At 59.7% G+C, this 20,583-nt stretch carries 19 protein-coding genes; 4 read left to right on the top strand and 15 right to left on the bottom strand.

Annotation, left to right across the window (positions count from 1 at the left end):
* Positions 1 to 81 precede the first annotated feature (81 nt).
* Positions 82 to 777 (top strand): transcriptional repressor LexA, encoded by a 696-nt coding sequence (gene lexA, locus ACP15S_RS08720; RefSeq protein ID WP_425039178.1) that lies wholly within the window; start codon positions 82 to 84, stop codon positions 775 to 777.
* Here the strand turns inward: lexA and ACP15S_RS08725 are convergent.
* Positions 741 to 2,819, bottom strand: coding sequence for a ComEC/Rec2 family competence protein (locus ACP15S_RS08725; RefSeq protein ID WP_425039179.1), 2,079 nt, complete (start codon positions 2,817 to 2,819; stop codon positions 741 to 743). The genes lexA and ACP15S_RS08725 overlap by 37 nt on opposite strands.
* Before the next feature lie 76 nt (positions 2,820 to 2,895).
* On the opposite strand from ACP15S_RS08725, the gene gltX reads away from it, so the two are divergent.
* From gltX to ACP15S_RS08740, 3 genes are all read left to right on the top strand, one after another.
* The gene (gltX, locus tag ACP15S_RS08730) at positions 2,896 to 4,296 is read left to right on the top strand and encodes a glutamate--tRNA ligase (protein ID WP_425039180.1); all 1,401 of its coding nucleotides are present in this window, start codon (positions 2,896 to 2,898) and stop codon (positions 4,294 to 4,296) included.
* Positions 4,297 to 4,387: 91 nt separating this feature from the next.
* Entirely contained in the window at positions 4,388 to 5,683 is a 1,296-nt protein-coding gene (gene gltA, locus ACP15S_RS08735) for a citrate synthase (RefSeq protein WP_425039181.1), read from the top strand.
* A 204-nt stretch (positions 5,684 to 5,887) separates the two neighbouring features.
* Entirely contained in the window at positions 5,888 to 8,101 is a 2,214-nt protein-coding gene (locus ACP15S_RS08740; protein ID WP_425039182.1) for a hypothetical protein, read from the top strand.
* Between the two features lie 88 nt (positions 8,102 to 8,189).
* Here ACP15S_RS08740 and lpdA read toward each other — a convergent pair whose 3' ends face one another.
* From lpdA to ACP15S_RS08810, 14 genes are all read right to left on the bottom strand, one after another.
* Positions 8,190 to 9,584 (bottom strand): dihydrolipoyl dehydrogenase, encoded by a 1,395-nt coding sequence (lpdA, locus tag ACP15S_RS08745; RefSeq protein ID WP_425039183.1) that lies wholly within the window; start codon positions 9,582 to 9,584, stop codon positions 8,190 to 8,192.
* Between the two features lie 74 nt (positions 9,585 to 9,658).
* The gene (locus ACP15S_RS08750) at positions 9,659 to 10,231 is read right to left on the bottom strand and encodes a DUF924 family protein (protein ID WP_425039184.1); all 573 of its coding nucleotides are present in this window, start codon (positions 10,229 to 10,231) and stop codon (positions 9,659 to 9,661) included.
* A 100-nt stretch (positions 10,232 to 10,331) separates the two neighbouring features.
* Positions 10,332 to 11,588 (bottom strand): MFS transporter, encoded by a 1,257-nt coding sequence (locus tag ACP15S_RS08755; RefSeq protein WP_425039185.1) that lies wholly within the window; start codon positions 11,586 to 11,588, stop codon positions 10,332 to 10,334.
* A 118-nt stretch (positions 11,589 to 11,706) separates the two neighbouring features.
* Positions 11,707 to 15,648 carry a baseplate multidomain protein megatron gene (locus tag ACP15S_RS08760; RefSeq protein ID WP_425039186.1) on the bottom strand — a complete coding sequence of 1,314 codons (3,942 nt, stop codon included), beginning with the start codon at positions 15,646 to 15,648 and terminating at the stop codon, positions 11,707 to 11,709.
* Positions 15,648 to 16,094: an NlpC/P60 family protein gene (locus ACP15S_RS08765; RefSeq protein WP_425039187.1), complete on the bottom strand. Its 447-nt coding sequence runs from the start codon at positions 16,092 to 16,094 to the stop codon at positions 15,648 to 15,650. Before ACP15S_RS08765 ends, ACP15S_RS08760 begins: the two co-directional genes overlap by 1 nt.
* Positions 16,091 to 16,978 (bottom strand): DUF2163 domain-containing protein, encoded by an 888-nt coding sequence (locus tag ACP15S_RS08770; RefSeq protein WP_425039188.1) that lies wholly within the window; start codon positions 16,976 to 16,978, stop codon positions 16,091 to 16,093. The genes ACP15S_RS08765 and ACP15S_RS08770 overlap by 4 nt, the downstream gene beginning before the upstream one ends.
* Entirely contained in the window at positions 16,978 to 17,610 is a 633-nt protein-coding gene (locus tag ACP15S_RS08775) for a phage distal tail protein, Rcc01695 family (RefSeq protein WP_425039189.1), read from the bottom strand. The genes ACP15S_RS08770 and ACP15S_RS08775 overlap by 1 nt, the downstream gene beginning before the upstream one ends.
* A gap of 12 nt (positions 17,611 to 17,622) precedes the next feature.
* Entirely contained in the window at positions 17,623 to 18,276 is a 654-nt protein-coding gene (locus tag ACP15S_RS08780; RefSeq protein WP_425039190.1) for a phage tail tape measure protein, read from the bottom strand.
* On the bottom strand, positions 18,254 to 18,475 hold the full coding sequence (locus ACP15S_RS08785; RefSeq protein WP_425039191.1) for a rcc01693 family protein: 222 nt from the start codon (positions 18,473 to 18,475) through the stop codon (positions 18,254 to 18,256). Before ACP15S_RS08785 ends, ACP15S_RS08780 begins: the two co-directional genes overlap by 23 nt.
* Positions 18,472 to 18,795: a gene transfer agent family protein gene (locus ACP15S_RS08790; protein WP_425039192.1), complete on the bottom strand. Its 324-nt coding sequence runs from the start codon at positions 18,793 to 18,795 to the stop codon at positions 18,472 to 18,474. The genes ACP15S_RS08785 and ACP15S_RS08790 overlap by 4 nt, the downstream gene beginning before the upstream one ends.
* Positions 18,796 to 18,800: 5 nt before the next feature.
* Positions 18,801 to 19,214, bottom strand: coding sequence for a phage major tail protein, TP901-1 family (locus ACP15S_RS08795; protein ID WP_425039193.1), 414 nt, complete (start codon positions 19,212 to 19,214; stop codon positions 18,801 to 18,803).
* Positions 19,215 to 19,231: 17 nt separating this feature from the next.
* Positions 19,232 to 19,642: a DUF3168 domain-containing protein gene (locus ACP15S_RS08800; RefSeq protein ID WP_425039194.1), complete on the bottom strand. Its 411-nt coding sequence runs from the start codon at positions 19,640 to 19,642 to the stop codon at positions 19,232 to 19,234.
* A complete protein-coding gene (locus ACP15S_RS08805; RefSeq protein ID WP_425039195.1) occupies positions 19,639 to 19,977 on the bottom strand; it encodes a head-tail adaptor protein in 339 nt (112 codons plus the stop codon). The genes ACP15S_RS08800 and ACP15S_RS08805 overlap by 4 nt, the downstream gene beginning before the upstream one ends.
* A complete protein-coding gene (locus ACP15S_RS08810) occupies positions 19,974 to 20,570 on the bottom strand; it encodes a head-tail connector protein (RefSeq protein WP_425039196.1) in 597 nt (198 codons plus the stop codon). Before ACP15S_RS08810 ends, ACP15S_RS08805 begins: the two co-directional genes overlap by 4 nt.
* Between the last annotated feature and the right edge of the window lie 13 nt (positions 20,571 to 20,583).

Raw genomic sequence — 20,583 nt, forward strand, 5'->3', positions numbered from 1 at the left:
ACGCTTTCTTCACCCAGAGTTGACACAAAACGGGAACATGCGTAGAACATTACGCAATTCAGAGCCGTCAGGGAGCAGAACATGCTGACGAAGAAGCAACTCGATCTGTTGGATTTTATCAATAAACGCGTACAGCGCGATGGCGTACCGCCCTCATTCGACGAAATGAAGGAGGCGCTGGATTTACGGTCCAAATCGGGAATTCACCGTTTGATCACGGCGTTGGAAGAGCGCGGGTTCATCCGCCGATTGGCCCATCGGGCGCGCGCGTTGGAAATCGTGAAGCTGCCGGAAAGTCTGGGCGGTGCTCCGACAGTGGCCGGTTTCACGCCTCGCGTCATCGATGGAGACGCCGCACCGCGACCGGCACAGGCGCAGCGCCTCGAGGTGGCCAATGTGTTTGAGCTGCCCTTGATGGGCAAGATCGCGGCGGGCATGCCGATTGAGGCCATGGAAAACCCCGCGCCCGTGGCCGTGCCCGGCGCAATGGTACGCTCTGGTGCGGAGCATTACGCCCTTGAGGTCAACGGCGATTCAATGATCGAGGCCGGGATCAACAATGGCGATGTTGTGGTGATCCGCGAAACCTCCGTGGCAGACGCGGGCGATATCGTCGTGGCTTTGGTCGATGGCCAGAACGCGACGCTCAAGTATTTTCGGCGTCAGGGCGATATGATTGCGTTGGAACCCGCCAATGCGGCGCATCAGACGCAGGTCTATCCCGAGCACCGCGTCAAGGTTCAGGGCAAGCTCGTCGGGCTGATCCGGACATACTGACGCCACGCGCCCGACGTTTGACGCGCGCGGCGCAGGTCTGATGTGTTCCACAACCGCGTGCCAGCAATCTGGCGCGCGGTTTTTTTCTGCATCCCGGCATCCAGCGCGATGGCGCCCGTACCCCGCAAGCGATCCGGATCGAGCACCTGACAGGCCCATGGCTCGGTCACGGGAACGGACGCCACAAGAAAGGCAGTCGCCGGACAGGTCTCGAGCTCAGCCAAAGCCCGTTTGCCATTGGCATGAATGATCAGATGATCGCCCAAGTCCCAAGCACGCAACCGCCCATCGCCCGACCAGAGCGCTGCCGCACGCTCCTGCGTGAGCCCTGCGCCATCGTTCTCCAGCCAGGAATTGGCCACGAACCCCGCGCCCCGCGCCTTTGAAAGCGCCCTTCCCTCTGGCGTCATGACCCCCACCAACGTACCGCCATCGGCAATGAGCACTGCAGGGCGCTCTGCCGCAGCCCAGATCCCGCACGCGACGACCACAGGCAGCACGCCGACATACCGCCCCCGCCCCAGGATCAAAACCACCATCAAAGCACCCAGCGACATGAGGGGCAGCACAACCGGAGGCGGCGCTGGAATGTAGCGCGATGAACCCTCCCAGCTGGCCACCCCGTTGGCCACGAAGAGGATCCAGGCCAGCCCCTGTTCCATGATCCAAAAGCCGATGCCGTCCAAACCCAGTGGCGCCAGAAGCGCGGCCAGCACGCCCGCAGGCACGACAATCGTCCCCATCACGGGCGTGGCCGCCAGATTGGCAATCAGCCCGTAGCTTGCCATACGATTGAAATGGGCCGCCGCCACAGGCAGGGTCGCCAATCCAGCAACGCCTGAGGATACGACAACAGCCATCACAGGTTGCGCCCATTTGGGCACCTGCGCCCATGGCGCGCCCGAGAGCAGCGCAAAGATCGCGACAAGGGCCGTTGTGGCGGCGAATGACATCTGGAAGCCCGGCCCCAGCAACGCTTCAGGTCGCATGACCAGAACGATAATGGCCGCGACGGCCACAGAGCGCAGCGAAATGGCCCGGCGATCCAGCAAGATGGCGCTGAAGGCCACGGCCACCATGATGAACGCCCGCTCGGTGGCAATGTTGCCCCCCGAGAGCGCCAGATAAACAGCCCCCACGGCCAATGCGCCTGCCGCTGCGATTTTACGCGTCGGCCACAAGAGAGCCATGGGAAGAAGCGCCAAGGCAAACCGCAGGGTCGCAAAGACAAACCCGGTCAGAAGTCCCATGTGCAGTCCCGAAATGGCCAGAAGATGGGCCAGATTGGTAATGCGCAGTGCCTCGACTGCTTCCGAGGACATGGCCGAGCGATCACCCGTCGTCACGGCTGCGGCAAAGCCACCGGCATCGCCCGGGATCGCCGCCTGAACATAAGAAGACAGGCCCATACGCGCGCCGAAGACCCCTGCCCAATTGGGCGCGGGATCCACGAGGAGAAGCGGCACGCGGGTGTAGCCGATAGCGCCAATGCCCAGAAACCATGTGTGACGCTGAAAATCGAACCCGCCCGGTTCAACCGGACCGCCCGGCGGATTGAGGTGCCCCGTCGTCATGACGCGCGCCCCCGCAGGCGGCGCACCATCTCCGCCATGCAGGGAAATGCGCACTTTTGTGGGTGTCCTGTGCGCGGGCACATCTTCGAGGATCACGTCCTTGAGGGTCACGCGCACGGCATCGGATGCCGACCGATCCAGCCCCACGACAGTGCCCTCGATCGTGCCATAAAAGCGAAACTCGAGCACGGGCCCCGCGACGGCATGGGCGCGCTGCCCGGAGAAGACAAACCCCAGAGCCACGAGGGCCAGCGCCCAAAAGACAGGGCCCCAGATCGCATCGGACCGCAGCGCGCAAAGCACAAGCCCCAGTGCCAACACGCCCGTGATCCACAAAGAAAGGACGGAAGGCTCGAAGGGAAGCGAGAAAAACAGCCCGATCCCTGCCGCCAGCATGACCGGCGACCACGGCATGAGCCGTCCGCGCTGGTGCAAAAGCGCGGCGGCAAAGGGCTCGTACAGGCGCACCTTGTTCCTCTCTCTTCCCCCCGTTAAGGAAGCGCTAACGTATCCCGCACTTGGTTACTCAGAGGTTAATGCCGCCATGACAATCGTGACCCGCTTTGCCCCCTCGCCCACGGGCTTTCTTCACATCGGTGGGGCGCGCACGGCGCTCTTCAATTGGCTGTATGCGCGGGGTCGCGGCGGCAAGTTCCTTCTGCGGATCGAGGATACGGACCGCGCCCGCTCAACGCCGGAGGCCACGGAGGCGATCTTGACGGGGCTTGCGTGGTTGGGGCTCGACTATGATGGCGAGGTGGTCAGTCAGTTTGCTGGCGCCCAGCGTCATGCGCAGGTCGCACAGGCGTTGCTGGATGCTGGCAAAGCCTACAAGTGTTTTGCCACCCAGGACGAGATCGCCGCCTTTCGCGAGACCGCCCGGGCCGAGGGGCGCTCCACGCTATATCGCTCACCCTGGCGCGATGCCGCGCCCGAGAGCCATCCAGACGCCCCCTATGTCGTGCGGATCAAGGCGCCACAAGATGGCGAGACTGTGATCAAGGATCAGGTGCAAGGGGATGTCCGCATCCGCAACGATCAGCTCGACGACATGGTGTTGCTGCGCTCGGACGGGACGCCGGTCTACATGCTCGCAGTTGTTGTGGATGATCACGACATGGGCGTGACGCATGTCATCCGGGGCGATGATCACCTCAACAATGCCGCCCGCCAGATGATGATCTACACGGCTATGGGCTGGGACGTGCCTGTCTGGGCGCATATTCCGCTGATCCATGGGCCTGATGGCAAGAAACTGTCTAAGCGCCACGGCGCGCTCGGGGTCGAGGAATATCAGGCCATGGGCTATCCTGCGGCCGGAATGCGCAACTACCTCGCGCGGCTGGGCTGGAGCCACGGCGATGACGAGTTCTTCACCGATGCACAGGCGCAGGAATGGTTCGGTTTTGACGGCATCGGCAAAAGCCCCGCCCGGTTTGATTTCAAAAAACTCGAAAATCTGTCGGGGCAGCATATCGCAGCGGCAGATGATGCGGCATTGCAGCGTGAGCTGGTTGAATACCGCGCAGCCTCCGGCAAGCCTGCGTTGAGCCCCGCGCAAGAGGACGGTGTGGGACGTGCGATGTATTGCCTCAAGGAGCGTGCCAAGACGTTTCCGGAACTGACTGAAAAAGCTCATTTTATACTGGCTGACCGCCCAATTGCACCCGATGAAAAGGCGCTCAAGGCGCTTGATACGGTATCCCGTGGTATACTGGGATCGTTGACGCCGCATCTGCAAACTGCTAGCTGGACGCGAGACGATCTGGAGGCGGTCATGTCAGCCTTTGCCGAAGCGCATGAGACGAAGTTCGGCAAATTGGCAGGTCCGTTGCGCGCCGCGCTTGCGGGGCGGGCAGTTACCCCCAGTGTTTACGATATGATGCTGATCCTTGGTCGCGATGAGACGCTGGCGCGTTTGTCGGATGCTGCCAAGGCCGATTAACCTGGATTTCAGATCTTGGCGGCAGGCATTGATCGACCCCCGTGCCCCGGGCCCTCTGGCCCGCTGGCCCCAAATTGAATGAGGGACCTTCATGGCTGACACAAACAAAAACGCCACGCTGACCATTGACGGCAAGACTTTCGATCTGCCCATCTACTCGCCGACCGTAGGCCCGGATGTGATCGACATTCGCAAACTCTACGGACAGGCCGGTGTGTTCACCTATGACCCCGGTTTCACGTCGACCGCGGCATGTGACAGCACGATCACCTTCATTGACGGCGACAAGGGCGAATTGCTGCATCGCGGCTATCCCATCGATCAATTGGCGGGCAAATCGCACTACCTCGAGGTCTGCTACCTGCTGCTCTACGGTGAACTGCCCTCGGCCGCCGATCTGGAGCACTTTGAGGCCACGATCACACGACATACGATGATCCACGAACAGATGCACAACTTCTTCCGTGGCTTCCGTCGTGATGCGCATCCCATGGCCATCATGGTCGGTGCCGTGGGCGCAATGGCGGCCTTCTACCACGACAGCACCGACATCAATGACGAGCGCCAGCGCGAGGTTGCCTCGCACCGTCTGATTGCCAAGGTCCCCACAATTGCGGCCATGGCGTACAAATACTCCATTGGTCAGCCGTTCGTGTATCCGCGCAATGATCTCGATTATGCGGCCAACTTCATGCACATGTGTTTTGCCGTTCCGGCAGAGGAATATGTCGTTGATCCGATCCTCTCGCGCGCGATGGACCGGATCCTGACCCTGCATGCCGATCACGAGCAAAATGCGTCGACCTCGACGGTGCGTCTCGCCTCCTCGTCCGGCGCCAACCCCTTCGCCTGTATTGCCGCTGGCATTGCATGCCTCTGGGGTCCGGCGCACGGCGGCGCAAATCAGGCCTGCCTCGAGATGCTCAAGGAGATCGGCTCGCCTGATCGTATTCCCGAATACATCGCCCGCGCCAAGGACAAGAGCGATCCGTTCCGCCTGATGGGCTTCGGCCACCGCGTCTACAAGAACTTCGATCCCCGCGCGACTGTTATGAAACAATCGGCCGACGAGGTGCTGGAGCTTCTGGGCGTTGAGAACAACCCCATTCTCGCGACGGCCAAGGAATTGGAGCAAGCAGCGCTCGCAGATCCTTATTTCGCCGAGAAGAAGCTTTTCCCGAACGTGGATTTCTACTCCGGCATCATTCTCGAAGCCATGGGCTTCCCGACATCGATGTTCACGCCGATCTTCGCTCTCTCGCGGACCGTTGGCTGGATTTCCCAATGGAAAGAACAGCTTGGCGATCCGCAAATGAAAATCGGGCGTCCGCGCCAGCTCTATCAGGGCGAAGCGATGCGCGACTACGTGGATATCGAAAAACGGTGAAATTGATTCTCGATCATTGTTGATCGAAAGCAGAACAATGCGTCGGGAAACCGGCGCATTGTTTCGTTTGGCCCGGGACAATGCAAACCGCGTCCGGGTATTGTTCGAGAGGCCAGAACAGTTAACACAAAATTAACATAAAGTCGTGCCTTCCCTGCCCCATTCCCGTTAACTCGCGCTCGGTTCACATTTTCGGAGTTAACGATGGCCACATCTGCCCCCCAAACATTCCTTGTTGGATGCCAACCCAATCAGGTCGAGGTGACGATTGCGGAGGATGATGGCAACCTCTTCGTCCGCCTTGTCGCCGCGACCCCGGAAATCACGGATATCGACGCGCTCTTTTTTGATGTCACCGATCCAACCATCCTGGATGGGCTGACCGTATTCCCGACGGGCCCCGAGGCGGATATCACGAGCTTTGACACCGGTGATGACAGCTTCTCCAGCCTCAGCAACGGGGCCACGCTGCAAACCGATCACGATGTGCGCATCCAGTTTGGCGAGCAGGTCAATCCATCGGACTCAGATCTCGATACAACCGCGCTGACCCTGTTCATCGAGGCCGGCGACCGCCCATTGACGGCAGATGATCTCGATCTCAGCGAGCTGACCGTGGTCATCAACGCGGACTATGGGCAGGGCCTCGCGCTGACGATCCCCGAGAATACGGACGACGAAGGAGAGGATGGCGGCGATGGCCCGACCACCGTTCTGACGGAAGTCGTTGCGGTCGAAGAGGATTTCGAGACGGCCAATTCCGCAGGCGCTGTTGAGAGTATCGCTGATGCCGATGGCTGGGATCTGCGCGATGGCGCGCTGTTTACCAACAGCCACAATGAGGGCACGCTGACACTTGAGCCCGTGGAGACCGAAGGCCCCGCCGCGCTGTTTCTCGATGCAAGCGTCGGCGATCTGCACCGCTTTGAAGCCTCCGGCCATTATGCCGACAGCCTGCGCATCGAAGTTCAGGTTGATGGCGGCGATTGGGTCCTGCTCGACGAATTTGTCGTAAACGGTGACAAATCAGCGCTTGTGGGCTCCGAGACGGGCCAAACCATCACCGAGAGCAACAGCAGCCTCGCCTATGACGGCGGTGTTTTGGCGGACGCGGGCGAGAGCGTGCAATTCCGCATTGTGTCAGACTTTACCGCGCGCGACGAAACGCTCCGTATCGAAAACCTCGCCATTACCGCGACTGACGAGGTCGAGATCACGGACGGCGGCGACGGGCCGGTGGAAATCGTCACGACCGAAGTGTTCAGCGAAGATTTCGACGGGATGGACACGCCCGGCATGTCCGATCTCATCGCGGATGACGGTCGCTGGGATGTGCGCCACGATCAGTTGTTCACCAACAGCCACAATGAGGGCACGCTGACCTTCGAGGCCGTAGAGACCGAGGGCGCAACCAGCCTCAGCTTCGATGCCTCGACCGACAATGCCAGCCGCTTTGAAAATGCCGGCCGGTTTGAAGACAGCTTCCGCGTCGAAGTGCGCCTTGACGGGGGCGATTGGGTCCTGTTGGACGAATTCCAGGTCAACAACGATGGCAGCGCGCTTGTGGGCTCCGAGACAGGACAAACCATCACCTCTGACGCCAGCACCATCACCTATGAGGGCGGCATTCTGGAGGACGCCGAAGGCACGGTGGAATATCGGTTCATCAATGACGCCACCGGCGGCAACGAGATCATCCGCATCGACAATGTCGAAATTTCCACCACCAATGTCGAGATCATCGACGGCGGCGAGGAAGAGGATGGCCCCTATTCCGAAAGCTTCATCGATGCGAGCGCGGGCGATGTGGCGTCTGATCAGTTCGACGGCGTGACAATCAGCGGTCAGCGCGCAGGCGAGGATGACAGCTCCGAGAACGACGCGATGATCTTCAATACCAATGCGCCCACCGGCGGAGATCACGATCTGGCCTATACCGATCAGGACAATGTCCTCATCATCTCTGAGGACAACGACAGCTCTGATCCGGATGACAATGCCCATGGCGGCACATTGTCCTTCGAGTTCGACGCGCCAAGCACGGTCAATTCCCTGACCCTGCTGGACATCGAGGAACCCGGTGGGACGATTGAGCTCTTTGACGCTGACGGCGCGCTCCTGTCTTCGATTGGTATCCCGGCCGCAGGCGACAATTCCGCCCAGACGATCGATATCGGGATCGAGAACGTCGCGGCGATGGATGTCACGCTTGTCGGCTCCGGCGCAGTGGACGATCTTGCCTTCGACGCGCCGCCCCCTGTCATTGACGAGGAGGACGACGCGGGCTGTGATGGGCAGTACCAGCTGATTTACGAGGATATCATGGCCGATGATGCCCGTGATGACACGAACGATGATGGCTCGGACGATGATCCCTCCGATGATCAGCCCGCAGACGATCTGGCGGATCTGTGGTAAATCTTCGGTCTGTCTGACAACGAGAAGCGCGCCTGCCCGGCGCGCTTTTTGCATTTGGCCCGGCCGCGCTGGCCAAGCCCTGCCCGCACTACATGTGGATCACACGATCAAAGGCATCCAGCACGCTTTCATGCATCATCTCTGACAAGGTTGGATGCGGGAAGACTGTGTTCATCAGGTCAACTTCGGTCGTCTCCAGGCTGCGCCCGATGACATAACCCTGGATCATTTCCGTGACCTCCGCGCCCACCATATGCGCGCCCAGAAGCGCGCCGGTCTTGGCATCAAAGATCGTTTTGACCAGACCCTCCGCCTCGCCAAGCGCAATCGCCTTGCCGTTGCCTATGAACGGAAAGCGGCCCACCTTGATCTCATGACCGGCCTCGCGGGCCTGCGCCTCGGTCAGCCCCACAGAGGCAATCTGCGGATGGCAATAGGTGCACCCGGCGATGGCATCAGGATCCACCGTATGGGGATGGCCGCCCGCAATGAGCTCCGCCACCATGACGCCTTCATGGCTTGCCTTGTGGGCCAGCCACGGCGCGCCCGCGATATCTCCGATGGCATAAATCCCCGGAACCCCGGTCTGACATTGCGCATCGGTGACCACGTGGCTGCGCTCGATCTTGACGCCCAGTGCCTCAAGCCCCAGCCCTTCGGTATTGCCAACGATCCCCACAGCAGAAATCACCGTATCAAAGGTTTCTTTGGTGGTCTTGCCGCCCTGCTCGATATGCGCGGTCACCTTGCCTTTGCCACGATCAAGCTGTTTGACCATTGCCTTCTCGCGGATGATCATGCCCTGCTTCTCGAAGGCTTTCTTTGCGAATGCGCTGATCTCGGCGTCTTCGACGGGCAGGATGCGTTCCATCACTTCCACGACTGTCGTCTGCGCCCCGAGCGTATTGTAGAAACTGGCAAATTCGATCCCGATGGCGCCGGAGCCAATGACCAGCAGCTTTTCGGGCATCCGCGCAGGCGTGAGCGCGTGTTTGTAGGTCCAGACCAGATCGCCATCGGCCTCCAGCCCTGGCAATTCTCGCGCCCGTGCGCCCGTGGCCACAATGATGTTGGGCGCGTCCAAGATGTCCTGCCCGGCCTTGGTTGCAACCGCGACTTGCGCTTGTGCCGGAATGCTGGCCTCCCCCATGAACACCGTGACCTTGTTCTTTTTCATGAGATGGCCAATGCCGGAATTGAGCTGGCCCGCGACCTTGCGGGACCGTTTCACAACGGCCTCCAGATCATACTCAATGCCACTGGCTTTCAGCCCGAATTCACCCGCCCGCTGCATCAGATGAAAGACTTCGGAGGAGCGCAACATCGCCTTCGTCGGGATACAGCCCCAATTGAGGCATATGCCCCCCATATGTTCGCGCTCGACAATGGCGACCTTGAGGCCCAGCTGGCTGGCCCGAATTGCCGCGACATAGCCGCCCGGCCCCGCGCCAATCACGATCACATCAAAGCTCTTCCCGGCCATAGGCGTCTCCTCCTCGCACGTATCGCACAAGGACTAACCTATTGCGGCGCTTGCATCAAATGCGACGCAGCCCGTCAGGCGCGCAGGCGCTCCAATGTCTTGGCATAGCCGCCATCTGTCACGAACGTGTTTTCCTCGTGAGACGCCTTTCGCTCCAAAGCCGCGTTGCGATAGGGAAAGCGCCCAAACTCGCGAATGATCTCGCGGTGCGCCCGGGCATGGAGCAGATTATCCTGATCCGGCATGCGTTCATGCATCAATCGCACGCAACGCTCCTGATCACACAAGTTCTCCGAATGCATCAAGGGCATGTAGAAAAACTGGCGCGCGGGCGCGTCTATCTTGAGATCATACCCCTGCCCGATCGCTTTTTTCGCCACTGCCAGAGCGATCCGATCAGACGCAAATGCTTTGGAGGAACCCCGGAACATATTACGGGGAAATTGATCGGTCAGGATGAGGTAGGCGAGCGTGCCGGATGGATAGGTCATCCAAAGCGCGTATCGCCCCTCCATGGCCGCGTCCCAGGCCTTTGAAAAACGGCTCCGGATCGTGTCATCCAAAGTATCGTCTTGTTTGTACCATCCCTCAGGACCAACGTCGTCCAACCAAAAGGACAAAACCTCGTCAGGTGTCATACTCGTCATCGCGGCGCGGGCCTCCTCACCCGTTTCACGCCCCCTGGGGCAAATGTTTACAAAAGATTAACTGGGGACAAACACACGAATTGCAACAATTGTGACAGGTTCACTGGGCCGCTTCTGCATCCTCGGCTTCGGCAACGGCATATTCCTGCGCAAATTCCACCGCGACAGAGGTTGAGCTGGGAGAAACCGGCGCGTAGGTCATCGTATCCTCCACAGGGATCGCGGCGCGCTGTGTCCGGCGATAGGCCGCATAGCCTGCAAGGCCCGTCATCAGAACACCAATAAACAGGAAAAAGCCCCAGGACCCGAGCGCGCTCATGGCCCAACCGGTAATCAATGGCCCGGACACAGCGCCCACACCATTGATGAACAGCAAACCGCCAGAGGCCGCCGCCATGTCATCGGGCTCCAGAAAGTCATTGGTATGCGCAATCAGAAGCGAATAGAGCGGGTTGGACATGCCACCGATCAAGAACGCTGCCGCACAAAGCACCACGAAGACAGAGCCCATCATGGCGGCCAAAGCCGCGCCCAGAGCCGTCGCCGCCGCGACAAACATGATCAAAGAGCGACGGTCCATCCGGTCTGACATCCAGCCCAACGGATATTGCAGCACAAGAGCACCGACATAGAAGCTCGACACGAAGATCGAGATCTGCGCCACGCTGAGCCCCGCTTCCACACCATAGACCGCGGACATGCCAAATTGCGCCGCAAAGACACCACCCAAAAGGAACATGCCGACACATCCCAACGGCGAGATCTTGATCAACTGCGCAAGGCTCATGGGTTTGGTCGTGTCAAACGCGGGCGTCGGAGAAATCGAGAGCAAGATGGGTAGAAATGACAACGAAACCAGAACGGAGATCACGATAAAGAGCGTGTATTCGGCCGGATCTGCCATCAACAACAGGCCTTGCGCCGCAACGACGCCCGCCATCTGCACAATCATGTAAGCCGAGAGCGTTTGCCCGCGCGTCTCGTTCGTTGCGGCATTGTTGAGCCAGCTTTCCGCGACAATGTAGACCCCGCAAAAGCCAAACCCCACGATGACGCGGCCAATGATCCAGGCATAGGGGTTGTTGAGCAGCGGGAACAGGATCAGCACAGCAGAGATGGTCGACGCGAGTGCCGCGAACACCCGCACGTGCCCCACACGCCGGATCAAGCCCGGTGTGACTTGCGACGACACCAGAAAACCGGCGAAATAGGCTGACATGACGACAGACATTTGCAACGTGGAGAAATTCTCGATCTCCCCACGTACGCCGAGCAAGGTGCCTTGCAGGCCGTTACCGACCATCAAGAGAAGCATGCCGAGCAACAAGGCCCAGGCGTTGGAGATCACGGTCAGCATCACAGGCACTCCTTTGGCCCCCGGCTAGAGCCATGTAGCGCGCGATTCTAGCCTTGTGACGACTTCACTTGTCCGGAGACGACCGTTTTCTGCGCAAGCGGGACCTGCGCGCAGCTCATCACGCCGCGCGCCAAGTCTCAAAAAGACCCGGGCCAAAACTCGCCGAGACTTGTGCCACGTCGACACTCCATCCAGCGCCAAACCCGTCTTGCGCCTGAGCCGCCGCAGAGTAGGTGAAACTTGGCGAAGACAGGATCGTCTCGCGACGGACGTTTTGCCCGTCTCTGACACGCAGGATGTATTGCTCCTGTTCTTCCCCCAGCGGCACCTCGAAACCCTCCCATGAATCCCCATCAATGCGCGTCCGGCGCACCCAGGAGAATTCGAGATCGCCGCCGTCAGACCGGGCGCGCAGATGCGCAGGTTTGAACGGGCGCAGGCCAATACCGTCGAAGGCTTGGCTGGTCGTCTCAAAAACCGGGTCATCCACGGGGGACGTTGCAGGCCCGACACGGTAATTGCGCGCGATCCGCCTGTCCGCGAGGGTCAACGGCAATTGCTCCAGCGCGCCGTCCAGCAAGATCACCCAACTGCCTGACGGCCAAACATCGGGCATGATCCCATCGGTGCCTGCCTGTCCACGCAGACGCGTGCGCAGAAGATAGGTGTTGGGCTGAATGAGCTGCGCCTCTTCGAATTGGAAGATCTCCCAGTTGCCCGTGCTTCCATCGCCGATGATGGCCGCATTGGCGCCACCGAGAAGAGCTTGGCGTCCAACGGAAGACAACTCGGCATCCACAAAACGCACCTGCAAGTCCGGACCGCGATCAATCAATCCTGGTCGCGCCCGGAACAGCGGGGTCTCACTTTGCCCCACACTGGCACGCGCATTGATCAACGCGTCCAACTCGAAGCCGTTTTCGTCCAATGACGAGTAGACAGCCGCGGTCCCCACCCATGGATCAGACGACAGCGCGATATGCGGCGCATGGGCCACTTCTTCCCCCGTCCAAAGCGGCAGATCGAGGAAGAACGGGGTCACTGGGACGGCAGGTTCAAAAGCCGTCATCGTGCGCAGCTCTTCTTCGAGACGAACGGGATCATAGACATCCGGTTCAATCCGAACGGCATCCACGATCTGAGCCGCGCCCTGCTCAACACGGTCAATCCGGTAGAGAACATCCTCCACCGAGACGACATCGCCCGCGCCAATAGCGCGCAACGAAGGCGGCAGAGCGAACTTAGCCCCTTCGCGAGACACGCGAGCTTCCGCCAACCAACGCTCAGCGGACTGTCGCCCCTCCGTCCGTGTCAACGCCAACGGCACCTCTGTCTGCGACACGGCATGGGTTTTGTCGTCGGGCAGAACAGCTTCGACACTGGCAATGTCATAATCTGCCTCAGCTTCAATAAAATCGAACCGGACACGGCCCGAGATATCAGCCTCTGACGCCCGCATTTGCACCAAACGACCGTCGAGATCCTCGGCGACGGCCAGTTGCCCGGGATCAAGAACAACGTCTCGCTTGCCGTTGCGCATGACAAAGCGCAACACACCGTCGCGTTCAACGGCGTCAAACCCATATTGTAACATCAGGGGCTGCAAAGTGGCGCGTGCATCTTCGACACCACCGGCCATGTAGCCGCGGACGAAACCGTGAAGTTGCGAAACATCGATCTCCGTCAAACCGGCCTTGGCACAGATTTCCTGCACAAGCGACGCAAGGCTCAGCCCGCTGGCGCGCCCGTTGAGCCAATGGCCTCGCGCGTAATTCTCCCCATCTGACCACAAGCCCGTCGCGCGCGGAAACCACGGGAAAGGACGCGCGTCCCAAGCCCAGGCGAAGGCGCGGCTCATATCCAGCATCTGCCCATTATAGACATCTGAGACCGGGTTGTTCTCCACTGTCGCCCAATACTCCGTCACCGCGCGTAAATACTGCCGTTGGATCAGGTCATCCCGGGCGCCGTTGGAGCCATAGGGAAACGCACTTTCAGAGGACTTTGGATCGAGGAATTTATTGGGTTGGTTGGTTCCTTTGTCGATGGCAGCGCATCCGAATTCTGTAAACCAGATCGGCTTGGATCGCGGTTCCCACGCCGTTGGCATGCTTTGCCGGATCCCGTCGATGCGGTGGTGATGGGTATGCCCCCACCAATTTCGAAGATCCTTGTAGCGGAACACCCAAGGCTCATCATGAGCGCCATCCGTGATGTTACGGCGTCGTTGGGATTGGCGCGCTGCATCAGAAGCATAAAACCAGTCGTATCCTTCGCCGCCCGCAACATTGGCCTTGAGATAGTCAATATTGTAGATTGAGCCCCAATCCGCATCGGCGTGATCCGTGCCGTCGCGCCAATCGGAAAGAGGCATGTAATTGTCGATGCCGATAAAATCGATGGCGTCATCAGCCCAGAGTGGATCAAGGTGGAAATAGACGTTCCCGCTGCCGTCCTGTGGATGGTAGCCGAAGTATTCCGACCAATCGGCTGCATAGCCAATTTTCACATCCGGACCAAGGATCGCACGGCAATCAGCCGCGAGCGCACGCATGGCCTCCACAGCCGGAAAAGTATGATTCGGGCCACGAATTTGCGTGAGCCCGCGCATTTCCGAGCCGATGCAGAAGCTGTCCACGCCGCCCGCCAATTTGCACAGATGCGCATATTGCAGAATGAATCGACGATAGCTCCATTCCTCTGGGCCGTTATAGGAGACCGTTTTTCCATCAGTGCTGAAATCTGTCGGCCCCGCGGTCCCGAAGAACGCCTCCACCTCTGCTACAGCAGCCGCCGTCCCATCCGGGGAACCATCCACACCAGGTGCGCGTTCCGTTGTAATGCGTCCACGCCATGGCAACTCCGGTTGGCCTGCGTCTCCGGAATAGGGATCGGGCAACGCGTTGCCTACCGTTTGCTCCATCAAAATGAAAGGATAAAACATCACGGCTTTTCCAGCCGCGTTCAACGCCTGTATGGATTCAAAAACAGCCGCATCGGCGGGCGTTCCGCCGTAGATCGCGCGTCCATCATTGTCCTGCGCAATGCTTTGTGCAGCAGAACGCGTCACGCCCGAAACGCTCCAAGGCATCTGATTGCCATCTCGTGCCGTACTGGCGACTTTCGGGCGCAACTGACATTGTCCCGTGCGCAAATCATCACCAAACCAACTGACGATCAGAGAGACCGCCTCTACATTCGGCATCTCGTTGCTGAGTTGATCGAGAGAGGCGCTAAAGTCGCTTTTGCCCGTCGGCTGCGCGGCATTTGCCCAGCCGCGCCGGTCTGTCCCACTGCCGTAGTGGACGCGCGTGGTGGCAAGGGCATATTCCCCTGTCCCCGGCATCAGAGCGACGGCCCGGACGTTGTAAGGCGCCTCTTTTTCGGCATCCTGCGTGCTGGGCTGCACCGGGCGCACAACCTCAAAAGAGAATTGCGGCATACGATTGCCGAATTGCTCAAGCTGAAGATCCTCGAAAACGACATAAGCCGTACCCCGATAAGCCGGAACTTCGCCGGCGCCTTCGATCGCCTCTATCAAGGGATCAGGAAGTTGATCCTCAGCACCTTTGTAAAGTCTCATGTTGAGCCGCGATGTATTCATCTCGACACCATCCGCCCAGACCCTTGCGATATTGGCGATCTCGCCTTCGCAGATGGCGACAGCAAGGCTCACGGAATACTCGTACGTTTTGTACTTGGTGGTGGAACTAGGCTGAGAGGGAGCCCCTTTGCCGCCACCCGAACTGCCACCGGAAGACACTTTTTTGATCCGCACGCGTTCGCGAAAATGGCTGGCCCAGATCACATGACCCGACAGACGCATACGCCCCCAGACACGTGGGATTTCCGCGCCCTCGCCGGCGCGTGTGATCCGAATGCGATCAATCCGTCGCCCTTCAACAACACTGGAGCCCTCGCCCATGACACGCTGATCGAGCATGCGCCCTGCCGCTGCGCCAACGAAACGGCCAACGGCCGTCATGGACAGTCCGAGAAACGAACCGCCTAGTGCAGAACCGGCAGCGGCACCAACCGCCGAAAGTACAACCGTCGCCATCAGGGCATCTCCTCGTGGATTTCAGGGAAACAAAACCGCGCCACCATCCGGCGGCGCCATGGCAAGCTTAGCGAGTTTTCTACGACCCCATGTCCGGAATAGGCATGAACAAACCGGGCTGCATCAGCGGTCTCAGTCAGGATACCCAGGTGCTTGGCAACAGCACCGTCCGCCATGCGAAATAACAAGACATCGCCGCGACGCTCGGGTCCCTCGGCCGGCCGCAGATAATGATTTGCCGCAAGCCAAAGCAACTCGATCTGCGACGCTTCGGACCAGTCCATGGTGTAGGGCGGAACATAGGCGGGTTCCTTGCCGCCAAGCTCGCGCCAGACGCCTCGCAGCAAGCCCAGGCAGTCACACCCTGCCCCTTTCTCAGCTTGCTGATGGACATAAGGCGTCCCGACCCAGCTGCGCGCCAATGTCACGACATCAGCACGTCTCATCTCCGGCTCCCCCCATTGCGCGTCATTGCAGAAGGGGCGGCCGTCACGACCCAATCGTCTTCCGGAACGTCTGGAAAGCCCTGAAAATTCAGCAAATTGTTGAACTTCAATCTGCACGTTTTGAAAGCTTTGTCACACCCTGCCGTCAGACGCACCCGATCACCCGGGGCAATCGCGGCGCGCAACGGCTCCCAAAGCTCGATGCGACGACCCTGTGTTGGCTGCGACGTGTCTCGTTTGATGACGCCGCTCAATCCTTTCGCGGCCCCATCCAGGACCTCACAAGCGCCATGGCGAAACCAATCCTCGGCAAAGGTATTCTCAGGGTTTATGATGAACGCCGCGCGTCCGTCCGTCTGGATGACCTCTCCGTCAAACCGATAGCCCGGTTGATCCCGATCAAACCGACACTGGGCATCCCCCAAAACAGCGGCACAGGTTTTTTGGATAACCCGTCCAAAGGGTCTATTGAGCTGATCGGCGAGGCCGCGGACTTCGGCGCGAAACGCCCCGTCGATGCGCGTCAATTCTCCAATCGTTCCCCGGAAAACCACTTCACGCTGAGCAACATCGCTCCAATTCACAAGCCAGGCCTGAACCGACGCCCCGTCAAAACGACCCGCGAGAATATCCTCCTCGCGCAGCGAAACATCCGATAAGGCGCCCAGAGCTTCGGTGTTGTCCACAGACAATCCAGTGGATTGCTGCAACGCCAGCGCAGTCAGGCCCGTGTCCGCACGGAACGTGACGCCTTCAAAACTCAACGTGCAATCATGATCCGTGAACCCATAGATTGTTCCATCTGCACGTGTGATAGCCCACGCGCGACACAAGGTTGTCAGGCCCGTATCAAGATGCGCCTGCATTTGCTCGGAGACACTCATCAGACACGCACCTCAACCACCGGCACACTGGGCACTTCGCCCGCCTGAAAAGACGCCACGGACGTTGCGATCCTGTCTGCATCAAAGCGCACCGGCACGTCGAACTCATACCCCGCCGTGACCACGACATCGGCAAGCGGCGGACGCTCGAATGTGATCCGCCCCGTTGTCGTGTCGATTTCCCAGTGCACGCCTTCCTGAAGCTCATCGCCTTGAACGCCGGCGCGCACAGTCCCCGCGACAGGTTTTGTAATCGGGCGCTGATACGAAAACTCGCCTGAATTATAGTTCTTGATCAACTCAAACTCGGTGCGCTCTCCGTCACCCAGGGCAATCACTTGGTCATTGTAACGCACATCTTGGGAGACAGGCGCCGACTTGTAATCAGCCCAGTCTTTCCAACGGAAGGCAAACAGCTGGCCCTGGCGCGCTTCAAAAAATGCGATCATGACTTCGATGTCTTCCAGTTTGCGCAAACCCAGGCCCGCGTCATACCGTCTGCGTGAATGAGCCCAGGGGGTATTGCGCTCTTCAAAGCCATTGGCGAGCGTCACGACGTCCGTCCGCCGCTCGGGCCCGCCAACGGAGCCAAAACTCAGGTTTGCTGGAAACCTCACTTCATGGAAATTCATGACATCCCCTCACTACCGGTTGCGCGCGCCGCGCCCCAGGACGCGGTGCATTTGAGCTGCAATCTGGCTTTGACTGCGTTGGAACCCCTGCACATCAGGGGTCGAAATATTCATAACGACATTCACGCCCGCGCCGCCCGATCCTTGCGCGCGCACGCCGAGGCTGCCATCCGGACCACGGGTCAGCGGCATGATCGCCTCGGGCCCGGCCTCGCCCATGAGCCCGGTCGCGCCCCGCATCGGGAACGTAACTGGGCTGCTGACCACGCCGCCTTTGGCAAAAGGCATCACGCGACCCTGGCTCAGAGCGCCGCCATCGGCAAAGGGCATCAACCCGTCGAAGACATTTGAAAGCAACCCACCAATATGGCTGGAAACCGGTTTGACAGCGGCATTATAGGCCGCGTTGATCATCGATTGCCCAATACTGTCGAGCGCACTGGACAGGGAATCGCCATTGAGGATCAGGCCATCAATGGCCTTCTTGACCCCGCCTGTGAGCGTGCGATCAAGAGCAGCAGCCTGATTGCCTGTCGCTGAGAAGGTTTGGTGAATGCGCTGCATCTCACCATCAAAACCCGCTGCCAATGCGCTGGCTTGCCCCAAAGACTGGCTGAGCGCAGCAACATCGTTGTCGAATTCCTCAATCCCGTCCAGATCCGCCATCTTCCGTTCCTTTCGCATCGTCATCGGGGAAAGCTGCAATCAAACGATCCAGCCCCGCGCGCGTCATCGGCGCCGTGTCCCCGCCTACTCCCAACATCAACATCAATTCAGCCGGGGTCAGCGACCAGAACTCCTCTGGCTGCATCCCCAAGCCGCGCAATCCAGCACGCATGATCTGTGGCCAGTTGATCTGGCTCACGCTGCAGCCCCTGGCACCACAAAGGCCCGCGCCAAAAGCTTGGCTGCCGCCTTGGCGGCACCTGTGATGCCGCCCGCAATTTCCGCAGAAACGAGATCCTCAGCCGTGACATTCCAGCCGCCGCCGCGCAGACCTGCCACGATCAAAGCCATGACGTCCTGCGCAGATGTCTTTCCCGTCTCGAAGCGTGCAACAAGATCAACAATGGTTGTCTCACCCAATTGCGCTTCGAGCTCCGCCAGAGCGCCAAGGGTCAGGCGCATGACCCGCGCCTCCCCATTGATGTCCAGCTCAACCTCTCCCCTCCAAGGATTGCTCATCGCTCTCAGGCCTCAACAAAGCTCAGTTGGCCCGCCGACGAGAGCGCAACTTCATATGTCGCCTCGCCATTGTGGCTGCCTGCGTATTCAAGGCTGGTGACCTGGAAGGCACCTTCGACGGTTCCGAAATCCGGAATGATCACCTGAAAATCGGGCGTTTCGCCGTCAAAGAAGATCTGACGTGCCCGTGCATCCGTTGCGTCATCCTTGAACACACCAGAGCCACTGATAGAGGCTGACTTCACACCTGCGCCCGCGAGCAGCTCGCGCCAGCCGCCCTGGCTTTCCAGCGAGGTTACGTCAACTGTTTCGGTGTTGAAGCTGACACGCGTGGCTCTCAGGCCCGCCATGGTCGAAAACGTTCCGTCGCCGGAGACGTCAATCTTGATCAAAAGATCTTTTCCGTTCTGAGCACCCATTGTCTCAACTCCTTGGTTCAGTTGTCTTCCACTCGCGCGCGGAACGTCAGATCGATCCGGCGCTGTAATCCTGCTTGGTCGCGTTTCGCCACCGCGCGCAAAAACTGAAGGCTCACAAGCCTGCCACGTGACAGCGTCAAAGGCTGGTCCACGAGCGCATCGGAAATTGCCGCAGCGGCCTCCTTGGCTTGCTGAAAGCCTGCGCTCTCGGTCACAACGCTCAGACCGATGTCGTGGGTTGCGCCGTTGCCCGTCTTGTCTGACGCATCACGGACCTGCTCCGCACCGAGCGTCACGTAGATTGGCGGCAATTGACCGGCTGGAAGCGCATCATAAACGGCGGAGCCCACTACGTTGTTCAGCGTCGCATCGGTCGCCAGTGTCTGGAAAACGGCCGCCTGAAGCGCTGCAGAAACTGCATAGCTCATGTCACAACCTCCTCAACGGCCTGACAGCTGAGATAGCGGCCATGTTGGTCTGCTTCTGTGACCGCCGTAATCCGAAATACCCGAGACCCTTCGCGAAACCGTTGCTCAGGGCGCGGCCGGGCTGCCGATGTGACAGGCGCACCGCGCACGATGATTTTCACACCGGTTACCGATACGGGCGCCGTCCCGCTGGCCGTCTCGCGACCGGTCCCGGACGTGATCTCCGCCCAAAGCTCGCCCATTGGCATCCAGATCCTGTCAAAACCGCCCGCACCGTCCGGGACATCTTGCGGAGCCTCCAACTCAAGGCGCCGGTTGAGGTTGGGTATGCTCATTGGGAGGCTCCCAGGGTCATTCGCACGACGCGGTAGCGCTCTAGCAAAGCTGTGACGCCAAAAGGCATGCAGCCTTGGCCAAGATGCATCTCGTTGCGATTTTCGTAGTAATGCGCCGCAAGCAACAAAACGGCTTGCTGTAGATCTGCGGGCAAGTCACCCCACGCCCCGTAACCAGCGCGGAAGCTGATTTCCACCGCCCCGCCCTTTGGAATACTTGGAAGCGACGCGGCACGCGGGGCAATTTTGGGTTCATGGGTATCCGCGATCAAACGCCATGCAGAGCTCGCCAATGGCGTGCGGTTGTCATTGCCATCCACCAAAATGACGTCCGAAATCGTCAGAACCGGCGCAGTGGGAAGCGGATGCGCAGTCGTATTGCTCCACTGTGACAAAACGAGCGTGAAATCTCGCGTTATCAGACATTTACTGATGCGCCCCTCAATGGCACCCATGGCTGCACGCAGGAAGCCCTCCAGGACTGGCACTTGCACGGTCTCTTCGCCAAATCCAGTGCCAAGGCGCAGGTGTGCGCGCAATTGGGCCACGGGCAGATCACCCGGCTGGACTGTAGTTTCTTCTCGCAACATCATACCGACATCTCCC

This window comes from Primorskyibacter sp. S187A, from assembly GCF_049800955.1.
Classification (GTDB): domain Bacteria; phylum Pseudomonadota; class Alphaproteobacteria; order Rhodobacterales; family Rhodobacteraceae; genus JAKVBH01.

Bases quoted from the DNA above. Each gene is read 5' to 3' on its own strand.
- ACP15S_RS08760 (WP_425039186.1), bottom strand. From the start codon at position 15,648: ATGGCGACGGTTGTACTTTCGGCGGTTGGTGCCGCTGCCGGTTCTGCA.
- ACP15S_RS08740 (WP_425039182.1), top strand. From the start codon at position 5,888: ATGGCCACATCTGCCCCCCAAACATTCCTTGTTGGATGCCAACCCAAT.
- ACP15S_RS08770 (WP_425039188.1), bottom strand. From the start codon at position 16,978: ATGAGTGTCTCCGAGCAAATGCAGGCGCATCTTGATACGGGCCTGACA.
- lexA (WP_425039178.1), top strand. From the start codon at position 82: ATGCTGACGAAGAAGCAACTCGATCTGTTGGATTTTATCAATAAACGC.
- ACP15S_RS08805 (WP_425039195.1), bottom strand. From the start codon at position 19,977: ATGAGCATACCCAACCTCAACCGGCGCCTTGAGTTGGAGGCTCCGCAA.
- ACP15S_RS08750 (WP_425039184.1), bottom strand. From the start codon at position 10,231: ATGACGAGTATGACACCTGACGAGGTTTTGTCCTTTTGGTTGGACGAC.
- ACP15S_RS08790 (WP_425039192.1), bottom strand. From the start codon at position 18,795: ATGAGCAATCCTTGGAGGGGAGAGGTTGAGCTGGACATCAATGGGGAG.
- gltA (WP_425039181.1), top strand. From the start codon at position 4,388: ATGGCTGACACAAACAAAAACGCCACGCTGACCATTGACGGCAAGACT.
- ACP15S_RS08810 (WP_425039196.1), bottom strand. From the start codon at position 20,570: ATGATGTTGCGAGAAGAAACTACAGTCCAGCCGGGTGATCTGCCCGTG.
- ACP15S_RS08775 (WP_425039189.1), bottom strand. From the start codon at position 17,610: ATGAATTTCCATGAAGTGAGGTTTCCAGCAAACCTGAGTTTTGGCTCC.
- ACP15S_RS08780 (WP_425039190.1), bottom strand. From the start codon at position 18,276: ATGGCGGATCTGGACGGGATTGAGGAATTCGACAACGATGTTGCTGCG.
- ACP15S_RS08755 (WP_425039185.1), bottom strand. From the start codon at position 11,588: ATGCTGACCGTGATCTCCAACGCCTGGGCCTTGTTGCTCGGCATGCTT.
- ACP15S_RS08795 (WP_425039193.1), bottom strand. From the start codon at position 19,214: ATGGGTGCTCAGAACGGAAAAGATCTTTTGATCAAGATTGACGTCTCC.
- ACP15S_RS08765 (WP_425039187.1), bottom strand. From the start codon at position 16,094: ATGAGACGTGCTGATGTCGTGACATTGGCGCGCAGCTGGGTCGGGACG.
- gltX (WP_425039180.1), top strand. From the start codon at position 2,896: ATGACAATCGTGACCCGCTTTGCCCCCTCGCCCACGGGCTTTCTTCAC.
- lpdA (WP_425039183.1), bottom strand. From the start codon at position 9,584: ATGGCCGGGAAGAGCTTTGATGTGATCGTGATTGGCGCGGGGCCGGGC.
- ACP15S_RS08800 (WP_425039194.1), bottom strand. From the start codon at position 19,642: ATGAGCTATGCAGTTTCTGCAGCGCTTCAGGCGGCCGTTTTCCAGACA.